Here is a 21,827-nt window from a genome sequence, read left to right as displayed (position 1 = left end):
CCTCACCCTAAGGTTGCAGAGGACTCTCTGCATAGAGTTCTTTGCAGAGAATCCTCTGCATCTTGGAAATCGTCCTGCGCCCGGGCTCCGCATGGCAGACTCCGCCCGTGGACCGACTGGCAGCCCCTCTCCGCTTCCTCACCGAGCTGATCGCCTGGGTGGCCACGCCCTGGGCGCTCGCCGGGCGCTCCGTCCCGCTGGCGGTCCTCTCCGTCGTCCTGCTGATCGGACTGCCGACCGTCTTCGCCACCCCCGGCGACAAGAACCAGGTGATCGTCCCGGTCTCCGGCCGGGTCACCATCGCCCTGGTGCTGTTCCAGCTGGTCGCCGCCGTGGTGGCCACCTGGGCGGTCTGGCCCGGCTGGGCCGCCGCCGCCACCTCGCTGCTCGCCGCCGCCTGCCTGCTGACCGAGCAGCCCCGCTGGCAGCGCCTGCGCGCCACCGCCTGTTAGACCGGCCGCCGGCCGGTCTTTGCGCGGCGCACGGTGCAATGTCGGTCACCGGGCGTACGGTGAGTGGCATATGAACGACACCACCCGGTACGAAACCACCCCGTACGACCCGCAGGCCGAGGCCCGCTGGGTGCCCGAGCCGGACAAGCGCCCCGGCCGCACCGCGTTCCAGCGCGACCGCGCCCGCGTCCTGCACTCGGCCGCGCTGCGCCGGCTGGCCGGCACCACGCAGGTGGTGGCGCCGATGCGCAGCGACTTCCCGCGCACCCGGCTCACCCACTCCCTGGAGTGCGCGCAGGTCGGCCGCGAGCTCGGCGCGGCCCTCGGCTGCGACCCGGACCTGGTGGAGGCCGGCTGCCTGGCGCACGACATCGGCCACCCGCCGTTCGGCCACACCGGAGAGGAGGCGCTCGACCAGGCCGCCGAGGCCTGCGGCGGTTTCGAGGGCAACGCCCAGTCGTTGCGCATCCTGACCCGCCTGGAGCCCAAGCGCTTCGCCCCGGCCGACGAGGAGCCCGTCCGGCTCGCCCCCTGGCCCGGCCGCAGCGTCGGCCTCAACCTGACCCGCGCCGCGCTGGACGCGGCCACCAAGTACCCGTGGGCCCGGGGCGGCCACCCCACCGATCCGGCCTCCACCAAGTACGGCGTGTACGGCGACGACCTGCCGGTCTTCCGCTGGCTGCGGGCCGGCGCGCCGGACGGCCGCAAGTGCTTCGAGGCCACCGTCATGGACTGGTCCGACGACGTCGCCTACTCCACCCACGACGTGGAGGACGGCCTGCAGGCCGGCCACATCGACCCGGACGCGCTGCGCGGCTCGGAGGAGCGCGCCGAGCTCTTCAAGATCGCCGAGCGGTACGCGCCCGACGCCGCCCCCGAGGAGCTGGCCGAGGCGCTCGACCGCCTGCAGGCCCAGGAGTGGTGGCCCCGCGCGTACGACGGCACCGCCCGCGCCCGGGCCGGCCTCAAGGACCTCACCAGCCAGCTGATCGGCCGCTTCTGCCTGGCCGCCGAGCAGGCCACCCGGGCCCGGTACGGCCCCGGCCCGCTGACCCGGTACGCGGCCGAGCTGGTCGTCCCGCGCGGGGTGCGGCTGGAGTGCGCGGTGCTCAAGGCGGTCGCCGTGCGGTACGTGATGCAGCGCGACGAGCAGGCCCAGCTGCGCTCCCGGCAGCGGATCGTGATCGCCGAGCTCGCCGACGTCCTGATGCGCGACGCCCCGCACGGCCTGGATCCGGTGTTCGCCGCCCTCTACGACGAGGCCGAGGACGACCGGGCCGCGCTGCGCGCCGTGATCGACCAGATCGCCACCCTCACCGACGCCTCAGCCCTCGCCCTGCACGCCAGGCTGGTCCCGTAGGATTCCCCGGTGGCTGGTCGGATCCGGGATGAAGACGTGCAGGCGGTGCGCAACGCGCTGCCCATCGACGCGGTCGTCGGCGACTACGTCCAGTTGGCCAACGGTGGCGGGGCGCAGCTGAAGGGCGTCTGCCCGTTCCACGACGAGAAGTCCGCGTCGTTCTACGTGCACCCGGGCAAGGGCGTCTTCCACTGCTTCGGCTGCGGTGAGAGCGGCGACACCATCACCTTCCTGATGAAGATCGAGCACTGCTCCTTCGCCGAGGCGGTGGAGCGGATGGCCGCGCAGGCGGGCATCACGCTGCGGTACGAGGAGGGCGGCTACAGCCCGCGCCACCAGCAGGGCGAGCGGACGCGGCTGGTCGAGGCGCACAAGGTGGCGGCCGCCTGGTACCAGGAGCAGCTGGCCTCGCCGGAGGCGGAGATCGGCCGGCGCTTCCTCGCCGAGCGCGGCTTCGACGAGGAGGCGGCCAAGCACTTCGGCGTGGGCTACGCCCCGGTCGGCTGGGAGCACCTGGTGCGCTACCTGCGGGGCAAGGGCTTCAGCGACAAGGAGATCTCGGTCGGCGGCCTGGCCTCGCAGGGCCAGCGCGGCGGCCTGATCGACCGCTTCCGCGGCCGGCTGGTCTGGCCGATCCGGGACAGCTCGGGCGACGTGGTGGGCTTCGGCGCCCGCCGGCTGCGCGAGGACGACAACGGGCCGAAGTACCTGAACACGCCCGAGACGCCGATCTACAAGAAGTCGAACGTGCTGTACGGCATCGACCTGGCCCGCAAGGAGATCGCCAAGTCGGGCCGGGCGGTCGTGGTCGAGGGCTACACCGACGTGATGGCCTGCCACCTGGCCGGTGTCACCACGGCGGTGGCCACCTGCGGCACCGCGTTCGGCGAGGACCACATCAAGATCATCCGCCGGCTGCTGATGGACACCTCCGCCTACCGCGGCGAGACGGTGTTCACCTTCGACGGCGACGCCGCCGGCCAGAAGGCCGCCCTGCGCGCCTTCGAGGACGACCAGAAGTTCGCCGCCCGCACCTCCATCGCGATCACCCCCGGCGGCATGGACCCGTGCGAGCTGCGCCTGGCCAAGGGCGACGACGCGGTCCGCGAGCTGATCGAGAACCCGGTCCCGCTCTTCGAGTTCGCCCTGCGCTCGGCCGTCGACCGGCACCGGGTGGACACCGCAGAGGGCCGTGCCGCCGCCCTCGAGGAGGCGGCCCGGATCATCGTGAAGATCAAGGACCGCTCGATCCAGCACGAGTACGCCGTGCAGCTGGCCGGCATGCTCGGCATCCTGGACGAGCAGTTCGTGGTCCGCCGGATCGGCCAACTCGCGCGCTGGCAGCGGGAGAACGAGAAGAACGGCAGCCAGCGACCGGGCGCCCGCCGGGTCGAGACGCCGGCCGCCCCGGCGGTGCCCGCGCAGCCCGCGTACCGGCTCAACCCGCGCGACCAGTCCCAGTTCGTCGAGCGCGAGCTGCTCAAACTCGCGCTCCAGCACCCGGAGTTGGTCAGCCCGGCGTTCGACCAGTACGGCGAGGACGAGTTCCCCACCCCGCCGTACCAGGCGGTCCGGCGGGCCATCGGCCAGGCCGGCGGCACGGCGTACGGCGCGGCCCTGCCGGACTTCGTCGGCGCGGTCCGCGAGGTCTGCCCGGACGACCAGGTCCGCGGCCTGGTCACCGAATTGACCGTCGAGCCGATCCGCTCCCGGCGCAAGGCCGACGAGCTCTACGCGGGCGAGTTCCTGGTCAAGCTCCGCCTGCAGGCGGTGGAGCGCCGGATCGAGGAGTCGCACAGCTACCTGCGGCGGCTCGGCAACCGGGCCACCGAGGAGCAGCAACTCGCCGTCCAGGGCGAGCTCTACGCGCTGCAGCAGTACAAGGCGATGCTCAAGAGCCGGGGCGCGGCAGGGCTGTGACCCGGGACCGGGCGCCCGGGGCCCGGAGGTGGCGTAACCCGCAAGGGTGGGTATCCCAGTGGGGTGGCGCGCGGCGGCCCCCAGACGCCGCGCCCGGCCCCTGGAGGGATGCCCGTGGAGCTAGCCGCTGTCCGCCGGCCCCAGGCCGTCACGGCCGAGGACCAGCTTGACCCGACCCCCGAGCCTGATCGCCCGGCCGCGCCCGACCTTCTCGAGGAGCCCGAACTCGAAGAGCCCGAAGACCCGACCGGTGGAACGGACTTCACCCCCGAACAGGTCGAGGAGGAACGCCCCGAACCCGCCGTCGACGAATCCGCCGGGCCGGCCGCCGACCTGCTGCGCCAGTACCTGCGCGAGATCGGCCGGGTCCGCCTGCTCACCGCCGCCGAGGAGGTCGAACTCGCCCGCCAGATCGAGGCGGGCCTGTTCGCCGAGGAGGCCCTGGACCGCACCCCCGACCTCGACGAGCGCTGCACCGACGACCTCGACCACCTCGTGGTGCTCGGCCGGATCGCCAAGCGCCGCCTGATCGAGGCCAATCTGCGCCTGGTGGTCTCGGTCGCCAAGCGCTACGTCGGCCGCGGCCTGACCCTGCTCGACCTGGTCCAGGAGGGCAACCTCGGCCTGATCCGCGCGGTCGAGAAGTTCGACTACGCGCGCGGCTACAAGTTCTCGACGTACGCCACCTGGTGGATCCGGCAGGCGATGAGCCGGGCGCTGGCCGACCAGGCCCGCACCATCCGGGTGCCGGTGCACGTGGTGGAGCTGATCAACCGGGTGCTGCGGGTGCAGCGCTCGCTGCTCCAGGAGCGCGGCGTGGAGCCGACCTTCGCCGAGGTCGGCGAGGCGCTGCAGCTCACGCCCGAGCGCGTCCGGGAGGTGCTGAAGCTGGCCCAGGAGCCGGTCTCGCTGCACACCCCGGTCGGCGAGGAGGACGACGTCGCGCTCGGCGACCTGATCGAGGACGCCGACGCCGCCTCCCCGGTGGAGTCCGCCGCCTTCCTGCTGCTGCGCGAACACCTGGACGCCGTCCTCGCCACCCTCGGGGAACGCGAGCGCCAGGTCGTCCAGTTGCGCTACGGCCTGGACGACGGGCGCCCGCGCACCCTGGAGGAGATCGGCCACCTGTTCGGCGTGACCCGCGAGCGGATCCGCCAGATCGAGGCCAAGACCCTGGCCAGACTGCGCGAGCACGCCTTCGCCGAACAGCTGCGCGGCTACCTGGACTGACCCGGCGCGGCGACCGGGGTCAGTGGTGGAACGCCGTCCGGGCCGGGATCCCCAAGTCCTTCAACGGCGCCGGCTGGGCCTCCAGTTCGGGCAGCAGCCGGGTCAGGTCCTCGAGCAGCAGGTCGGCCAGGTCGTGGGTGAACCCGTTGCGGCACACCACCCGCAGCACCGCCAGGTCCTCCCGTTTCTCCGGGAAGGTGTACGCGGGGACCTGCCAGCCGCGCTCGCGCAGCCGCCGGGACACGTCGAACACGTCGAAACCGACGCCCTCGGCCGTGGTGAAGGCGAACACCGGCAGCTGGTCGCCGCGGGTCAGCAGCCGGAACGGCCCGAGCGCCTCGATCTTCTGCGCGAGGTACTCGGCGACCGTCCGGCAGGCCTGCTGCACCGCCCGGTAGCCCTCCCGGCCCAGCCGCAGGAAGGTGTAGTACTGGGCGACCACCTCGGAGCCCGGGCGGGAGAAGTTCAGCGCGAAGGTCGGCATCTCGCCGCCCAGGTAGTTCACCCGGAACACCAGCTCCTCCGGCAGCGCCTCGGCGTCCCGCCACAGCGCCCAGCCGACACCGGGGTAGACCAGGCCGTACTTGTGCCCGGAGGTGTTGATCGAGGCGACCCGGGGGAGCCGGAAGTCCCAGGCCAGGTCGGGGTCGAGGAAGGGCGCGACCATGCCGCCGGACGCGCCGTCCACGTGCACCGGCACGTCGAGCCCGGTGTTCCGCTGCAGGTCGTCCAGGGCGGCGCAGATCTCCGCGATCGGCTCGTAGGAGCCGTCGAAGGTGGAGCCGAGGATGCCGACCACGCCGATGGTGTTCTCGTCGCAGTGGGCCACGGCCTGCTCGGCATCCAGGTGGAAGCGCTCGCCCTCCATCGGGACCAGCCGCGCCTCGACCTCCCAGAAGTTGCAGAACTTCTCCCAGCAGACCTGCACGTTGACGCCCATCACCAGGTTCGGCCGCGCGCCCGCCGCGTACCGCTCCCGGTTGCGGGCCATCCAGCGGCGCTTGAGCGCCATGCCGGCCAGCATGCAGGCCTCGCTCGACCCGGTGGTCGAGCAGCCCACCGCCGCGGCCGGGTCCGGGGCGTGCCACAGGTCGGCGAGGATCGCCACGCAGCGCTTCTCCAGCTCGGCGGTCTGCGGGTACTCGTCCTTGTCGATCATGTTCTTGTCGCGGCACTCCGCCATCAACCGGTCGGCGTAGTCGTCCATCGAGGTGGTGACGAACGTCGCGAGGTTGAGCTTGGCGTTGCCGTCCAGCATCAGTTCGTCGTGGATCAGCTGGTACGCCACCGGCGGCGGGACCGGCAGGTCCGCCAGCCGGTGCCGGGCCGGCGCCGTCTGCATCGCACCGATCGGGTCGACCGCGGCGGACAGCGGACTGACGGACAGCGGACGGTCCTTCTCCTCGTGACCTTGGTGCAGCGCCATGCCGGGATCCCTTCACTGGCCGGGATCCCCACGCTGCCACCGCCCCCGCGATGACGCATCTTCAGCCGCGCCGAAGGGGGCGGCGCGTCAGGAGGCGGTTTCCGGGTGGATCTGCTCCCGCACCGCGGCGAACTGCTGGCGCACCGCGCTGCCCACCGCCAGGTCGTGGTCCTGGTCCGGGGCCAGCACCGCGGCTCCCGGCAGCTCCCAGTGCGGCGGCTCGGCGGTGCCCGCGAGCGCCCAGGCGGCCTGCCGGGCCGCGCCGCGCGCCGCGTGGTCGCCGGCCGGCGGTACCACCACGGGGCGGCCGAACAGCAGCGGGGCGATCTCCCGCACCGCCGGCAGCCGTCCGACCGCGCCGAGCAGGAACACCCGGTCGACCGCGACGCCGTGCGAGCGCAGCAGGTCCAGCGCGTCGGCGATGTTGCAGAGCATGCCCTCGACGGCGGCCCTGGCCAGGTGCTGCGGGCCCATCGACTCGGCGCGCAGCCCGGTCAGGGTGCCCGCAGCGTGCGGCAGCTTGGGCGTCCGCTCGCCGTCCAGGTAGGGCAGCAGCACCAGGCCGTACGAGCCGGGGGAGGACTGCAGGGCGAGCTCGCTCAGGCCCTCCGGGTCGGTGCCGAGCATGGCGGCGGTGGAGCGCAGCACCTGGGCCGCGTTCAGGGTGGCCACCATCGGCAGGTGCCGGCCGGTGGCGTCGGCGAAGGAGGAGACCAGGCCGGTCGGGTCGACCACCGCGCGGTCGTGCACGGCGAAGATGGTGCCGTTGCCGCCGAGCGAGACCACGGCGTCGCCGACGCCGAGGCCCAGGCCCAGCGAGGCGGCCATGTTCTCCCCGGTGCCCGCCGAGATCAGCAGGCCCTCGGGGGTGTGCCCGGCGGGCTCGGCGGGGCCGAGCACGTCCGGCACCCGCAGCTCGTGGCCGATCGCCAGCTTCACCAGGTCCTGCCGGTACTCGCCGGTGATCGGCGACCAGTAGCCGGTGCCGGAGGCGTCGCCGCGGTCGGTGGTGCGCCGCTTGACGGTGCCGAGCAGCTGGGAGATCAGCCAGTCGTGCGGCAGCAGCACCTCGGCGATCCGCTTGGCCGAGGCCGGTTCGAACTCGGCCAGCCAGCGCAGCTTGGCGATGGTGTACGTCGGCCCCGGGACGGCGCCGATCGCCTCCACCCACGGCTGCGGCCCGCCGAGCGCGTCCACCAGGGCGGCGGCCGCGCCGGCCGACCGCGGGTCGTTCCACAGCAGGGCGGGCCGGACCAGCACCCCGCCCGCGTCCAGCCCGATCAGGCCGTGCTGCTGGGCGGAGACGCCGATCGCGGTCACGCCCTCCAGCAGGCCGCCGGTGGCAGCGTCGCCCAGCGAGTGCAGCCAGGACTGCGGATCCACCTCGGTGCTGCGGGCGTCCTCGCCCTCCGGCACCGGATGGGGGGCCCGTCCCTGGCGCAGCACGGCGCCGGTCTCGGCGTCGCACGCGACGATCCGGGTGCGAGTGGTCGAACTGTCGATGCCCGCGACGATGCCCATGGCGAGATCCTACGGGCGGACGGTGCCCCAGTCGTCGTTCTCGGACTGCCGGTGCGCGAAGTACGGCATGCGGTCGGTCACCGCGTTCGGCAGCCGGTCGCCGACCTTGTCCGCGACCGCGCCGGCGGCCCGGCCCGCCACCGCGCCCGCCTGCTGCTTCGCCTTGCCGGCCGCGTCCTGGACCTTCGGGTTCTCGGTGATCTGCCGGGCCGCGTTGGCGATCTGCTCGTACCGGTGCCGGCCGGCCTTCGCCCCGAGGACGTAGCCGATCCCGACGCCCACGATCAACGTCACCTTCCACATGGTGCGGTTCCACCCTTCCTCGCGCCGGTACGGCGCCTACGAGCGATCCTGTGCCGCGTTGCCCTACCCGCCCGGCCGGGGTGCGAATCGCCCCGCCGGTGGCGGGTCCGGGCCAGCCCCGGACGGGCTCCGCCGCCGTGCACCAGCATCCTCGCAGCGCCGCCCCCGCGCGCGCGGGGGCGCGCCGGGGGGAGGGGTCGGGCGAAAGCGATTGGCGAACCACCCCCCTGAGTGCGCTAATGTATGTCCCGCAGCGAGCGCCGAGCGGTCGGGGGAAGCCCCGGGGTGAGGCGGTCGGGCAGATGGTCAATCCTCCATAGCTCAATTGGCAGAGCAGCCGACTGTTAATCGGCAGGTTATTGGTTCGAGTCCAATTGGAGGAGCACGGTCCCCCATAGCTCAATTGGCAGAGCAGCCGACTGTTAATCGGCAGGTTATTGGTTCGAGTCCAATTGGGGGAGCAAGGAGCAGGAGGCCCTCCGGCGTCAGCCGGGGGGCCTCCTGCCGTTCCCGACCCTCTGCCTCGCCCCGGCCCCCGGGCCGTCCGGTGGGGCCTCAGGCGGTGGCGCGGCGGTACAGCTCGGCCACCCGGTCGTCGAAGGCGACGCTGTACGAGGTGTCGGCGGTGTCCCCGCCCTCCTGGTAGCCGCCGATCACGCCGACCACCTGGCCGGTTCCGGTGACCCAGGGTCCGCCGCTGGTGCCCTCGGTGTAGCCGGCGCAGTCGAAGCGCTCCTGGGTGGTGGACTGCGCGGTGGTCCGCACCCGGCAGCTGACCGGAGCCTCGCGTTCGTGCGGGTAGCCGGTGACGGTGACCTCCAGGCCGAAGCCCAGGCCGGTGCCGAGCCGGTTGCCGCCGAGCAGGTCCTCGATCCGCTTCCCGCCCTCCTCGCCCACGGCGAGGAAGGCCACGTCGTACTCCGGGTCCGCCGAGCGGGACCAGTGGCCGTCCACGAAGGTCTCGGTCACCGGCCAGCTCCCGTACGGGCTGTCCCCGTCGCGGTAGCCCGGGGCGAAGACCACGCCGTCGAGGGGGCGGTCACCGGCCCAGACGCAGTGCGCGGCGGTGACCAGCAGGTTGCCGCGGGGGCTGTGCACCACGCTGGCGGTGCACAGCCGGGTGCCGCCCTTGAACAGGACGCCGACCCGGTTGGCCGCGGTGTCCGCCGGGGCCGGGGTCGCCCTCGGCAGCGGAGCCGCCGCCGAGGGCGGGTCCGCCGCCGCCCCGGTGGGGCCGCAGCCCGCCAGTGCGCCCGAGGCCAGCAGCACCCCGCCCAGCGCCACCGCTGCCGCCCGCCGCCCGCCCATCCGTCCCGCCCCCGTCCGTCGCCCTGCCGGTACCGGTGCCGGGCCGGTCGAAGCACCGGCACGGTCGGCAGCACCCTACCGCCCGCGTGCGAACGGTCAGCCGCCACCGCTCGCCCGCTGGTACGGCACCCGCACCCGGTCGCCGGAGTAACTGCTGGACGAGGTGTCGGCGGTGTCCCCGCCCTCCCGGTAGCCGCCGATCACACCGACCACCGCGCCGGTGCGGGTGGTCGGGTCCAGGTCGGTGACCCAGGGGCTGCCGCTGGTGCCGCCGGTCCGGTCGGGGCAGTCGATCCGCAACTGGGTGGGGCTCTGCTCGGTGGCCGGGCCGGGCCGGCGCAGGTGATCGGGGCGTCCGCGCTGCTCGGGCAGCCGGTGACCTTCACCGTCAGCCGGTAGCCGGGTCGGTGCCGAGCCGGTTGGCGCCGAGCACCTGCACCTGCCGACCACTCTGCGCCTGCACGATGGCGAGCGCCACGTCCAGGTCCTGGTCGCCACTGCTCCGCCAGCTCGGGTCCACGGTCACCGTGCCGAGCGGCCGGACGCCGTTCGGGGTCTCGCCGTCCGGGCCGTTGGTGAAGACCGCGCCGACCAGGCTGTTGAGCGGGGTCGCCTTCGCGGTGTGCGTGGTGCCGGCCGGTGCGGTGCCAGCGCCCGGGCCGCCCGGCGTGCCGCTCGGACGCCTGGAGGAGCCGTACCCGGTCACCACCAGGGCGACCGCTGCCGCCCTCGCCCGAGCCGCCGATGATCGAGCTTCGCCCGGCCCGCCGGCGCCCGCCACCGGATACCCGGATGCGCCCCCGGCGCGCACCGCGACTGATCGACCGGCTATGCTGCCCGGGACGGCCCTGAGGGGCCGTCTGCTGCTGCCGGGGCCGCGCACGTCGGCCCGGACGGCAGGTCGCCGGGCCCGGGGGGCGGTAGCTCAGCCGGTTAGAGCAGGGGACTCATAATCCTCTGGTCGTGGGTTCGAGTCCCACCCGCCCCACCTCGGCAACCTAGAGCAGCCCCCTCGCGGGCAGGGCCCCGACACGCCGTGAAGTCACCCGGCGGGGCGGTGGGGGCAACTGATCATTCGGGACATTGACGACGATTCCGGAAACCGAGTCGACGGAACAGTGGTTCGAATGCCAAGCTGTGCCCGTTTCTCACCTCATGGAGAGTCTTTTCAACGTGCGACTGCGCCAGCCCGCCGCGCTCACCGCGGCTGCCGTCACCGCCCTCGTCGCCATGCCGACCGCCGCGTCGGCGGCGGATCCCGCGGGCACGCTGTACGTCAACAACAGGGCCACCACCTGCACCGACGCCGGCAGCGGTGCGGCCGACCGGCCGTTCTGCACGATCTCCGCCGCGGCCCACGCGGCCCTGCCGGGCCAGACCGTCCAGATCGTCGACGGGTCGTACCGGGAGACGGTGGCGATCACCAACTCCGGTACGCCGGACAAGCCGATCACCTTCGTCGGTACGGCCGCGAACGGGCCCACCCCGCTGCATCCGGTGCTCGGTACGAAGAATGCCCTGGTGCTGTCGAACGTGCACGACGTGGTGGTGAAGAACTTCTCGCTGTACAGCGACTACTCGGCGACCACCGTCCCGCTGGTCTCGGTGGCCAACTCCTCGCGGGTGGTGCTGGACCGGATCCGGTACGGCAGCGCCGGTCCGCTGAGCGCTCAGCTGTCCGACGGCAGCGACCATGTGACGCTCAGCCGGAGCCTCTTCAGGAGCGTCGGCGGGATCGCCGTGGGCGCCGGGGTGCACGACTCGCTGATCACCGCCAACGAGTTCAACCAGACGACCTCGGCGGCGGTCTCGGCGGTGGACGCGCCGAACACGGCGGTCACCGGCAACAGCATCGCCTTCTCCTGCGCGGAGAGCGTCAAGATCGACGGGGCCTCGCCGGGCGCGCTGATCGAGAACAACGTGATCACCGCTCAGTACGGCGGCGCCGTCGGCTTGTACAGCGGGTGCGGCGCGACCTCCGGCAAGCGCGGGGAGACGGAGATCTCCGTCTCCGCGGCGTCGACCGCCGGGTCGAAGGTGGACTACAACACGGTGCACCCGTGGTCGGACGCTTCGGCGTACACCTGGGCCGGCACCGCGTACCCGACGGCGGCCGCGTTCGCCGCGGCGCAGCCCGGCCAGGCCGCGCACGACCTCGACCTCGACGTCCCGTTCGACCTCAACCTCTCGCAGGGCCTGGTGCTGCCGGAGTCGATGAAGGGCGCCGTCGACTCGGCGGACCCGAGCGCACCGGGGGTGGACACCGACCTGCTCGGGGTGAGGCCGACCGACGACCCGAACGTCGCCAACACGGCTCCGAACGGCGCGGTGCGCGACCGCGGCGCGTACGAGCTGTCCGGGCAGGCCTCGGTCGGGCTCGCGGTGACCGCCGACGTTCCCACGCTGCAGGGGCCCGCGCCGTTCACGGTGAAGGTGACCGCCAAGCCGGTCAACACCTTCGGCCTCCCGCAGGCCGACTATGTGTTCACTTTCGGCGACGGCACCGCCCCGGTGCGGTCCACCGAGCCGACCGTGGTGCACACCTACACCAAGCCCGGCAACTACTACGGACTGTCGGTCGCCGCGACCGACGTCCAGGGCGCCCAGGTGAGCGGCACCTTCAACTCCTCGGTGGTGGTCAAGGATCCCGCTCCGTTGGCGGTGGCCTTCGACTTCTCGGTGAGCGGACCGCTCAACGTGGCGGTGACGCCCCGGATCGACTCGCCGTACGTGGTGACCAAGGTCGACGTGGACTTCGGCGACGGCGGTCGTGCTTCGAGTCCGGACGGGCGCAGCGTCGAGCACCGGTACTACACGCCGGGCAGTTACCCGGTCACCGTGACCGTCACCGACGAGGCCGGTCGGACCAGCACGGTCACCAGGACCGTCGACCTGGACAACGGCGCCTACCTCGGATCGCTGCAGCCCGGTCAGCGGGTCCAGGTGCTCGCCAACACGGCCCTCGGCGACCTGATGGGCACCGGTGCCAACTACACCAAGGGCGTGTGGGCGCCGTTCCTGTCGGTGCCTCGGGACGGTGCCCCGTTCGACGTCAACCGGATCCTCTGGATGACCTCGGCGACCACCGCGGACCAGTATTTGCGGACCTTCGTCCTGGCCGAGGGCAAGATCTACACCGCCGACCGCAACCTCGGCCCGGCGGCGGGCGGGGTGGCGCAGGGCCAGTGGCTGCCGTGGAAGGAGGTTGCCGGCCCGGGTCCGCTGTCGGGCCTCATCACCCAGATCTCGGCGGCCTCGATCGGCAACAGCACCCACCTGGTGGCGGTCGCGGGCGCCCGGGTGTACGAGGCGTCCGGCGACCGGGCGTCCGGCACCTGGTCGAAGTGGGGGGACATCACCGCCGCGGCGGGGATGCCGACCGGGGTCTACAGCATTGCGGCGGGGACCACCGGGAACGTGCTGCACGTGGCGGTGCTGGGTGCCGACCATCACGTCCGGGTGGCCGACGGCGACTACACCCGGGGGCGGTGGAGCCACGGCGACGTGACCGCCGCCTACGGTGGTCCGGCCGGCATCACCCAGCTCGCGGCGGCCTCCACACCGGGCTCGCGGTTCCACGTGGTGGCGCTGGCGAACGGCCGGGTCCACGAGATCACCGGTGACTACGCGGCGGGCTACTGGACCGGCTGGGGCGATATCTCCGCCGCCAGCGGCCTGACAGCCGTCACGGAGGTGGCGGCGGCCTCCACCGGCAACACCCTCCGGATCTTCGGGCTGGACGGCTGGCGCGCGCTTCAGACAGTCACCGGTGACTACACCGCCGGGCGGTGGAGCGGCGCCGTCCAGGTGAACTCCTACGAGGCCGCCGGCGCCACCGGCCAGCTCAACCACATCACCGCCGCGGGTCTCTGACCCGCCCGTCCGGGCGCCGGAGGGCGCCCGGACCGTATACCTGCATCCACATTCTTGGGGGAAACAACCGTGCCCATGCGTCTGCGTCAGTCCGCCGTCCTCGTGGTGGCGGCCGCGACCGGCATCGTCACTCTGCCCACCGTCCAGGCGGCGGGCGCCGCACCGGCCGAGCTTGTCGTCAACGGCTACGCCGAGAGCTGCTCCGACACCGGCAGCGGAACCGCCGCCCAGCCGTTCTGCACCGTCTCGGGTGCCGCGGCGGTCGTGCAGCCCGGTCAGACCGTCAAGGTCGTCGGCGGTCTGACCACCTACCGGGAGGCCGTGCACCTCACCCGCTCGGGCACCCCGGAGCAGCCGATCACCTTCCTCGGCACCACCGCGCCGCTCGGCGACTTCAACCAGGCCGCGCAGCTCGCCCCGGCGGAAGGCAGCGACTTCACCCTGGACGGCGTGCACGACGTGGTGATCCGCGGCTTCGAGCTGGACGCCCAGGGCACCAACACCGGTGCGCCGGCCGTTACGGTGAAGAACAGCCAGCGGATCTCCCTGGACGGCAACGAGTTCCCCGGCAACGGCGGGGTCGAGGTCAGCGGCTCCAGCGACCGGGTGACGGTCAGCCGGAACTCCTTCAGCGCCTCGGACGGGGTCGTGCTCGGCGCGGGCACCCAGCACGCGCTGGTCACCGCAAACGTGTTCAGCGGCACCCGGTCCACCGCCGTCAAGGCGGTCGACGCGCCGGGTGTCGCCGTCACCAACAACACCATCGCGGTCTCCTGCGGGGAGAGCGTGCGGATCGACGGCACCTCGCCAGGCGCGGTGATCGAGAACAACCTGATCACCGCCGGGTCCCGCGCGGCGTCCGGCGACCCGAGCGGCTGCGCCACGCCCGGCCCGAACCGGGGCGAGACCGAGATCTCGGTGTCGGCGGGCTCCACCACCGACACCAAGGTGGACTACAACTCCGTCCATCCGTGGTCCGACGCCAACGCCTACACCTGGGGCGGGGCCTCCTACCCGAACGCTGCCGCGTTCCGGGCGGCCACCGGGCAGGGCGCGCACGAGATCGACACCGACTTCAACTGCGACGGCGGGAAGTGCAACGGGGTCGTCGGGCCGTACTCCCGCATGTCGCTCTTCTACCCGGCCCTGGCGGACTCCGCGGACCCCGCCGCGCCCGGTGTGGGCACCGACCTGCGCGGCTACACCTACGCTGACAACCCGAATGCGGACGACACGCTGGGCGGCGTCCGCGACCGGGGCGCGTACGAGGCCACCGGCCTGGGTGGCGCCACTCTGAAGGTGACCACGACGGACGCACCCGGCCTCAGGGGCAGCGCCCCGTTCACGGTGACCGCGACCGTCACGACGCAGGACGCATGGCCGCTCAAGCAGCTCGACTACGCGGTCGACTTCGGCGACGGCACCGGCCCGGTGCACTCCACCTCGCCGACGGTCACCCACACCTACCTGACCGCCGGCACCTTCTACCCCTCCGTCGTCGTCACCGACACGCACGGCGCGAAGGCGTCGGCCGGTGCCGACCAGGTCCGGGTCGCCACCACCCAGCTCGCCGCCGACCCGACCGTGACGGTCGACGACACCCTGTACGCGACGATCCGGCCGAACGCCAGCACCCCGTGGAGCTTCACCTCCGAGGAGATCGACTTCGGCGACGGCACCCCCAAGCAGTCCCAGACCTACCCGCTGGGCACCTACAACCACCAGTACATGGTGGCCGGCGACTACGAGCTGACCGTCACCGACCGCGACGACAGCGGCAAGGTGCTGGTCACCAAGCGCACCGTGCACGCGGTGAGCGCCCGGGACACGGCGGCGCTGCAGCCCGGCAAGCGGGTCCAGCTGCTCGCCAAGAACGGCAAGGACTGGCTGGTCGACGCCGGGGCGAACTACGACAAGGGCGTCTGGGGCCAGTTCATGCCGGTGCCCGGCGCCGGGTTCTCCGCCAAGGACGTCACCGCGATGACCTCGGTGGCCACCGCCGACCAGTACCTGCGCGCCTTCGCGCTGGTAGGCGGCAAGGTGTACCGCGCCGACCGCAACCTCGGCCCGGCCGCCGGCGGCGTGGCCCAGGGGCAGTGGCTGCCCTGGGCCGAGGTGACCGGCGCGAACGGCGCGGGCGACCTCGGCGGCATCACCCAGATCACGGCCGCCTCGACCGGCAACCGGATCCACGTGCTGGCGGTGGCGGGCGGCCGGGTGTACGAGGCGTCCGGCGACCGGGCGTCCGGCACCTGGTCGAAGTGGGGCGACATCACCGCCGCGCTCGGCTACCCGGCCAACACCACCAGCGCGTCCGCCGCGTTCATCGGCAACGTGCTGCACGTGGCGATGCTCGGCTCGGACGGGCACGTCCGGGTCGCCGACGGCGACTACAACCGCGCCCGGTGGAGCGGCGGCGACATGACCGCCGCAATCGGCTACGCCTGGCCGACCCAGTACGTCAAGCCGACCCAGGTCGGCGTGGCGGCCACGCCCGACGGCAAGCTGCACGTCTTCGCCGTCGTGTGGGACCGGTTGATGGAGGCCGGCGGTGACTACGTCGCCGGGCGCTGGAGCAACTGGGCCGACGTCAGCGCCGCCACCGGCATGAACTCGATCGCCGTTCGGCAGGTCACGGTCGCCGGCAACGGCAGCACCCTGCGGGTGTTCACCCTGGACCCCAACGGCAACACCTTCGAGGCGGACGCCGACTACGCGGCCGGCCACTGGACACGGACGGCCTCCGTGAGCGCCCCGGGGGCGGCCGGCGGCGGCTCCGGGACCTCCCTGATCGCGGCCGCCGGGCTCTGACCGGAGCCCACCCTGGGGCGGCCGGACCGGCGCGGCCGTCGGCAGTTTCCTGATTATTCGTCAGCACCACTTGGAGCCTGCTTCATGCGCTTGCGCCAGTCCGCCGCCCTCACCGTGGCTGCGGCGACCTCCGTCCTCGCCTTCCCGGCGGTCCAGGCCTCGGCCGAGACCGCCGGGAGCACGCTGTACGTCAACCGGGCGGCGACCTCCTGCACCGATGCCGGCAGTGGCAGCGAGGCGAACCCGTACTGCACCATCTCGGCCGCCGCGGCGGCGGTCCGGCCCGGACAGACCGTCAAGGTCGCGCCGGACTCCGGCCCGTACCGGGAGACCGTGACGGTCACCCGGTCCGGGACGCCGGAGCAGCCGATCACCTTCCTCGGCGTCCCGTACGACGCCCGGGGCACGCGGCCGATGCTGAACCCGCCGGCGGCCGACGCGGGCGGCTTCGTCCTGGTGGGCGTGCACGACGTCACGGTGCGCGGGTTCCTCGTCCGGGGGGACGCGGCGACGAGCGTGCCCCTGGTGAGCGTCCGGGATTCCTCGCGGGTGACGGTCGACCAGAGCCTCTTCACCCTGACCAAGGCGCCGAGCATCCAGGTCTCCGGCCCCGGCGGTGACCTCACCTTCGCCCGCAACCGGTTCTACAACACCGGGGGCCTCGCGGTCGGGGCCGGCGCCCACGACGTGCTGATCACCGCCAACGAGTTCAACCGGACCACCTCGGCGGCGGTCACCGCGGTCGACGCGCCGAGGACCGCGGTCACCGGGAACACCATCGCCTTCTCCTGCGCGGAGAGCGTGCGGATCGACGGCGCCTCACCGGGTGCGGTGGTCGAGAACAACGTGATCACCGCCGTGCACGACCCCGCCACCGACACCGCCGCGCCCTGCGCCACCGACCGGGCCACCCGCGGCGAGGCCGAGATCGCGGTCGCCGCCGGGTCGGTGAGCGGCTCCAAGGTCGACTACAACCTGGTCCACCCCTGGTCGGACGGCTCCGCCTACGCCTGGGCCGGGACGGCCTACCCGAGCGCCGCGGCGTTCGCCGCCGCACAGCCCGGCCAGGCCGGACACGACGTCGACGTCGACGTCGCCTTCGGGCAGCCCGCGACCGCCGACCTCCGGCTGACCGAGGCCGCGGCCGCGGCGATCGACTCGACCGACCCGACCGCCCCCGGCATCGCCACCGACCTGCTCGGCATCAAGCCCGGCGACGACCCGAAGATCGCCGGTACCGGACCCGGCATCCGCGACCGCGGAGCCTACGAGCTGTTCGGTCAGCGCAGGGTCGACCTGGCCGTGACCGCGGGCGTCACCACCCCGCAGGGCCCGGCGCCGTTCACGGTCACCGCGACGGCCACGGCGTACAACGCCTGGGGCGTGAAGCAGGCCGTCTACCACTTCGACTTCGGCGACGGCACCACCGCGGACTCGACCGCGCCGGCCCTCAGCCACACCTACACCGCGCCCGGCACCTACCATGCCGAGGTCACCGCCACCGACGCCCAGGGCGCGTCCGTCACCTCGGCGTCCCAGCAGGTCGACGTCCGACCCGCGGCCGACCTGACCGCGGACGTCTCGGTCACCACGGGCGCCTCGTTCGGGGTCACCGTCGCGGTGAACGCGTCCTCCCCGTACGCCCTGTCCCTGGTCTACCTGATCGACTTCGGCGACGGCAGCGGCAACCTCCCGGTGCTCGACTGGAAGGACGCCCACCACCAGTACCGCGTCCCCGGCCGTTACGAGATCGCCGTCACCGTCACCGACCAGGCCAAGCGCAGCACCGTGGTCCGCAGGACCGTCCAGGTGGCCGACGCCGGGTACGAGGCCTCGCTGGCCCCGGGCGAGCGCGTGCAGCTCTTCGCGATGACGAAGGAGAGCTACGCGCCGGTCAACACGGGTGCCAACTACAGCCGCGGCCTGTGGGCCCCGTTCCAGCCGGTGCCGACCCTCGGACTGGGCGGCGGCGCACCCTCCACCGTCACCGCGGCGGTCGTCACCGAGGACCAGCACCTGCGTTCGTTCGTGCGCACCGAGGACGGCCGGGTCTTCTACGCCGACCGCAACCTCGGCCCGTTCGACGGGTACCTGAACCCGGGCGACTGGACCGAGTGGCTGGAGCTGACGAGCCCCGACACGGCCGGTCCGCTGCCGGGCATCACGTCGCTGACGGCCACCGCGATCGGCAACGACATCCACCTGGTGGCCGTCGCGGGAGGCCGCGTCCACGAGACCTCGCTCGGCCGGATCGGCTGGAAGTGGTCCCGGTGGGGCGACATCACGGGGGCGCTCGGCTACCCCGGGGACGTGTCGAGCGCCGCCGCCGCCTCGATCGGCAACGTGCTGCACGTGGCGATGCTCAGCACCGACGGCCGGATCCGGGTCGCTGACGGGGACTACGGCCGCGGCCGGTGGAGCGGCGGAGACCTGACCGCGGCGGTCGGGCGGCTCCCCGGGACCACCACGCAGCTCGCCGCGGCCGCCACCCCCGGTTCGAAGTTCCACATCGTCGCGCTCGCGAGCGGCAAGGTCTACGAGGCGGGCGGCGACTACGCCGCCGGCCGTTGGAGCAACTGGGGCGACATCACGGCGGAGAGCGGCCTGCCCGCGCTCACCAAGGTCGCGGCCGCCGCCACCGGCAACACCTTGCGGGTGTTCGGCCTCAGCGTGAGCGGCGGGATCGTGAACGCCGACGGCGACTACACCCTCGGCCGCTGGACCCGGGCCTCCTCGGTCAACGCCGCAGGCGCCGCCGGCCCGGTGGATCCGTTCTCCTACCGTCAGGTCACCGACCTCAGCGCGGCCGGCCGGTGACCGGCACCCCTTCCGCTTCTGCTTCCGTCCACGTCTCCCGCTCCGAGGACCCCGTATGAGACTCCGCCAGTCCGCCGCGCTCACCGCGGCGGCCGCCACCGCCCTGGTCGCCGTCCCGTCCGCCGCCGTGGCGGCGGAGCCGGCGAGCACGCTGTACGTCAACAACCGGTCGACGACCTGCACCGACTTCGGCAGCGGTACGGCCGAGGTGCCGTTCTGCACCGTCTCCGCGGCTGCCCGCAACGCGCAGCCCGGGCAGACGGTCGAGATCGCCGCCGGTACCACCTACCAGGAGACGGTGGAGTTCACCCGCTCCGGTACGCCGGACAAGCCGATCACCTTCGTGGGCATGGATCCGTCCACGAATCTGGTGCGCCCGGTGGTGAACACCAAGAGCGCCCTCGTGCTCTCCGACGTACACGACGTCGTGGTGCGCAACCTCCGGGTCCTCGGCTTCACGGGAGCCGCCGTGCCGACGGTGTCGGTGGTGAACTCCTCCCGGGTGGTGCTGGACCGGATGAAGTACAGCCTCACCGGGCCGGTGGCCGTTCAGCTCTCAGGGGCCGACGACCATGTGACGGTGAGCCGGAGCCTGTTCAGTGCCACCGGCGGAGTGAGCGTCGGGGCCGGCGTCCACGACTCGCTGATCACCGCCAACGACTTCACCTGGACCTCCAGGGCCGCCGTCTCGGTGCTGGACGCCCCGAACACGGCCGTGACCAACAACACGATCCAGTCCTCCTGCGCGGAGAGCGTGAGGATCGACGGTGCGTCACCGGGCGCGCTGATCGAGAACAACGTGATCTCCGCCCAACACGACGGCACGACCCCGAACAACTGCAGGACCACGGACACCAACCGCGGTGAGACGGAGATCTTGGTCTCCGCGGGGTCGACCGCCGGGTCGAAGATCGACTACAACACGGTGCACCCGTGGGCGGACGCCTCGGCGTACACCTGGGGCGGCACCTCGTACCCGACCGCGGACGCGCTCGCCGCGGCGCAGCCTGGTCAGGCCGCGCACGACGCGGACTACGACCTGCCCTTCGGAGCCCAGTTGCCGGAGACGGCCACCGTGGCCATCGACTCGGCCGACCCGGCCGCGCCGGGTGTGGACACTGACCTGCGCGGCATCAAGCCGATCGACGACCCGAACGTCGTCAACACGGCGCCGGGCAGCGGGATCCGGGACCGTGGCGCGTACGAGGTGGCGGGGCAGACCACGCTGACCGCTCAGCTGATCACCGATCTGCCGTCCCGGCAGGGCCCGGCGCCGTACACCGTGAAGGTGACCGCCAAGGCGGTCAACACCTTCAACACGCCGATGGCCGAGTACCTCTTCAACTTCGGTGACGGCGAGACGCTCAAGTCGACCGAGCCGACCGTCAGCCACACCTACACCAAGCCCGGAACCTACTGGACGACGGTCACTGCGACCGACGTGCACGGCATGACGGCGAGCGCCGGTACGGCTGATGTGACCGTCAAGGAGCCCGGCGACCTGGTCGCCACCCTCGACGTCAAGGAATGGTCGGAGCCGCTGAGCCTCCAGGTTTTCGCCGACGCCACCTCGCCCTACGCGGTGACCAGCACCGTGATCGAGTACGGCGACGGCACGGTGGCCGCGGGCTCCGGCTCTGCCCACCAGTACCCGGGGCCCGGTAGCTACACGGTCACCGTGACCGCCACCGACGCGGGCGGCCGGACCACCGTCGTCAAGAAGACCGTCGAGCTGACCAACGAGAAGTACACGGCGGCGCTGCAGCCCGGCCAGCGGGTCCAGCTGGTGGCGGCACCGGGCGGCGGACAACTGGTGACCACCGGCGTCAACTACACCAAGAACGTGTGGTCGCCGCACCTTCTGGTGCCGGACAACGGAGCCAGGATCTGGGCGGGCTACGTCTCCTCGCTCGCTTCGGCGACCACCGCGGACCAGTACCTGCGGATGTTCGCGTTGGTGGACGGGAAGATCTACAACGCGGACCGCAACCTGGGTCCGGCGTCGGGCGGGGTGGCGCAGGGCCAGTGGCTGCCGTGGAAGGAGGTCACCGGCACCGGCACGCTGTCGGGGATCACGCAGCTCTCGGCGGCGTCGATCGGCAACAGCACGCACCTGGTGGCGGTGGCCAACGGCCGTGTGTACGAGGCCTCTTCGGACCGTGTCACCGGCACGTGGTCGGCGTGGGGCGACGTCACCGCCGCCACCCGCATCCCGGTCGGAGCAGCCAGCATCGCGGCCGGGACGACCGGCAACGTGCTGCACATCGCGATCCTCGGCAACGACGGGCACGTCCGGGTCGCCGACGGCGACTACACCCGTGGCCGCTGGAGCTTCGGCGACGTGACCGCGGCGAAGGGCGGCCCTTGGGGCATCACCCAGCTCGCGGCGGCGTCCACCCCCGGTTCGCGCTTCCACGTGGTCGCGCTGGCGGACGGCCGGGTCTACGAGACCACCGGCGACTACCAGGCCGGCTACTGGACCGGCTGGGGCGACATCTCCGCCGCCAGCGGCATCACGTCCGTTCAGCAGGTCGTCGCCGCTTCCACCGGCAACACCCTCCGGATCTTCGGCCTGACGGCGGGTGGAAGCCGCGTCCAGACGGTGACCGGCGACTACACCGCCGGCCGGTGGAGCGGTGCCAGTGACGTCTTCAGCGCCGACGCCGCGGGGGAAGTCGGGTCCCTCCGGATGCTGACGGCCGCCGGCCTCTGACTGGGCGTCTGTGCGGCCGAAGGCCCCCGCGCGGTGTGCGCGGGGGCCTTCGGGCTGTGCGGGGCGGGTGTTCTAGGGCGCGTATCTGGTTGT

The 21,827-nt window shown here is 72.7% G+C and carries 14 protein-coding genes and 3 tRNA genes; 11 read left to right on the top strand and 6 right to left on the bottom strand.

Annotated features, from left to right (window positions below; translation table 11 throughout):
* Positions 1-107: 107 nt before the first annotated feature.
* The 4 genes from ABEB06_RS12630 to ABEB06_RS12615 all read left to right on the top strand — a co-directional run bounded on the left by ABEB06_RS12630 (position 108) and on the right by ABEB06_RS12615 (position 4,962).
* On the top strand, positions 108-452 hold the full coding sequence (locus ABEB06_RS12630) for a hypothetical protein (RefSeq protein WP_345696946.1): 345 nt from the start codon (positions 108-110) through the stop codon (positions 450-452).
* Positions 453-522: 70 nt separating this feature from the next.
* On the top strand, positions 523-1,812 hold the full coding sequence (locus tag ABEB06_RS12625) for a deoxyguanosinetriphosphate triphosphohydrolase (protein WP_345696945.1): 1,290 nt from the start codon (positions 523-525) through the stop codon (positions 1,810-1,812).
* Positions 1,813-1,821: 9 nt separating this feature from the next.
* Positions 1,822-3,732, top strand: coding sequence for a DNA primase (gene dnaG, locus ABEB06_RS12620; protein ID WP_345696944.1), 1,911 nt, complete (start codon positions 1,822-1,824; stop codon positions 3,730-3,732).
* A gap of 108 nt (positions 3,733-3,840) precedes the next feature.
* Positions 3,841-4,962, top strand: coding sequence for an RNA polymerase sigma factor (locus ABEB06_RS12615; protein WP_345696943.1), 1,122 nt, complete (start codon positions 3,841-3,843; stop codon positions 4,960-4,962).
* A 19-nt stretch (positions 4,963-4,981) separates the two neighbouring features.
* On the opposite strand, the gene gad is transcribed toward ABEB06_RS12615, so the two are convergent.
* The 3 genes from gad to ABEB06_RS12600 form a co-directional block, all read right to left on the bottom strand.
* On the bottom strand, positions 4,982-6,388 hold the full coding sequence (gene gad, locus ABEB06_RS12610; RefSeq protein WP_345696942.1) for a glutamate decarboxylase: 1,407 nt from the start codon (positions 6,386-6,388) through the stop codon (positions 4,982-4,984).
* Positions 6,389-6,475: 87 nt separating this feature from the next.
* On the bottom strand, positions 6,476-7,909 hold the full coding sequence (locus ABEB06_RS12605) for an FGGY family carbohydrate kinase (RefSeq protein WP_345696941.1): 1,434 nt from the start codon (positions 7,907-7,909) through the stop codon (positions 6,476-6,478).
* Between the two features lie 9 nt (positions 7,910-7,918).
* Positions 7,919-8,212 (bottom strand): hypothetical protein, encoded by a 294-nt coding sequence (locus ABEB06_RS12600; protein WP_345696940.1) that lies wholly within the window; start codon positions 8,210-8,212, stop codon positions 7,919-7,921.
* Positions 8,213-8,522: 310 nt separating this feature from the next.
* On the opposite strand from ABEB06_RS12600, the gene ABEB06_RS12595 reads away from it, so the two are divergent.
* Positions 8,523-8,595, top strand: a tRNA-Asn gene (locus ABEB06_RS12595).
* Between the two features lie 5 nt (positions 8,596-8,600).
* Positions 8,601-8,673: transfer RNA gene (locus ABEB06_RS12590), tRNA-Asn, on the top strand.
* A gap of 94 nt (positions 8,674-8,767) precedes the next feature.
* On the opposite strand, the gene ABEB06_RS12585 is transcribed toward ABEB06_RS12590, so the two are convergent.
* The 3 genes from ABEB06_RS12585 to ABEB06_RS12575 all read right to left on the bottom strand — a co-directional run bounded on the left by ABEB06_RS12585 (position 8,768) and on the right by ABEB06_RS12575 (position 10,229).
* A complete protein-coding gene (locus ABEB06_RS12585) occupies positions 8,768-9,520 on the bottom strand; it encodes a trypsin-like serine peptidase (RefSeq protein ID WP_345696939.1) in 753 nt (250 codons plus the stop codon).
* A gap of 96 nt (positions 9,521-9,616) precedes the next feature.
* Positions 9,617-9,820 carry a hypothetical protein gene (locus ABEB06_RS12580; RefSeq protein WP_345696938.1) on the bottom strand — a complete coding sequence of 68 codons (204 nt, stop codon included), beginning with the start codon at positions 9,818-9,820 and terminating at the stop codon, positions 9,617-9,619.
* Positions 9,821-9,908: 88 nt separating this feature from the next.
* A complete protein-coding gene (locus ABEB06_RS12575) occupies positions 9,909-10,229 on the bottom strand; it encodes a hypothetical protein (RefSeq protein WP_345696937.1) in 321 nt (106 codons plus the stop codon).
* A gap of 205 nt (positions 10,230-10,434) precedes the next feature.
* Between ABEB06_RS12575 and ABEB06_RS12570 the strand changes: the two genes are divergently transcribed.
* The 5 genes from ABEB06_RS12570 (at position 10,435) to ABEB06_RS12550 (ending at position 21,734) form a co-directional block, all read left to right on the top strand.
* Positions 10,435-10,508, top strand: a tRNA-Ile gene (locus ABEB06_RS12570).
* A 185-nt stretch (positions 10,509-10,693) separates the two neighbouring features.
* Complete coding sequence (locus ABEB06_RS12565; RefSeq protein WP_345696936.1) at positions 10,694-13,393, top strand: PKD domain-containing protein; 2,700 nt, start codon at positions 10,694-10,696, stop codon at positions 13,391-13,393.
* 75 nt (positions 13,394-13,468) lie between these two features.
* Positions 13,469-16,204 (top strand): right-handed parallel beta-helix repeat-containing protein, encoded by a 2,736-nt coding sequence (locus tag ABEB06_RS12560; RefSeq protein ID WP_345696935.1) that lies wholly within the window; start codon positions 13,469-13,471, stop codon positions 16,202-16,204.
* An 84-nt stretch (positions 16,205-16,288) separates the two neighbouring features.
* Positions 16,289-19,021 (top strand): PKD domain-containing protein, encoded by a 2,733-nt coding sequence (locus tag ABEB06_RS12555; protein ID WP_345696934.1) that lies wholly within the window; start codon positions 16,289-16,291, stop codon positions 19,019-19,021.
* A 55-nt stretch (positions 19,022-19,076) separates the two neighbouring features.
* Complete coding sequence (locus ABEB06_RS12550; RefSeq protein ID WP_345696933.1) at positions 19,077-21,734, top strand: PKD domain-containing protein; 2,658 nt, start codon at positions 19,077-19,079, stop codon at positions 21,732-21,734.
* The last annotated feature ends 93 nt before the right edge of the window (positions 21,735-21,827 follow it).

It is taken from the genome of Kitasatospora terrestris (assembly GCF_039542905.1).
Classification (GTDB): Bacteria; Actinomycetota; Actinomycetes; order Streptomycetales; family Streptomycetaceae; genus Kitasatospora; species Kitasatospora terrestris.
The sequence above is the reverse complement of the archived record's forward strand: the minus strand, read 5'-3'. Positions and strand labels throughout refer to the sequence as shown.